Raw genomic sequence first — 209 nt, forward strand, 5'->3', positions numbered from 1 at the left:
TCATTCAACAATGAACTGCGTAAAGCTACCCGCAACAGGGTGCAGTTCACCAACGATGAATCAGCGCTGAAAACGCTATGGCTGATGATCTGCAATATCGAAGACAAACGCGCTGCAAAGAGAGCGAAGCAGGGCAAACGAGTCTCAAGAACAGCCGGCAGACTCATGGAAGGAGCCCGAGTTTCCGGCTGGAAACAAGCCATCAACCA

1 pseudogene is annotated in these 209 nt (G+C 51.2%); it reads left to right on the forward strand.

The annotated features are described in order from the left end of the window. A pseudogene (locus tag QP891_RS11800) lies at window positions 1-209 on the forward strand (IS256 family transposase); the annotation flags it as partial.

The sequence above is a fragment of the Corynebacterium sp. MSK310 genome, assembly GCF_030227355.1.
In the GTDB taxonomy this organism is placed as follows: domain Bacteria; phylum Actinomycetota; class Actinomycetes; order Mycobacteriales; family Mycobacteriaceae; genus Corynebacterium; species Corynebacterium rhinophilum.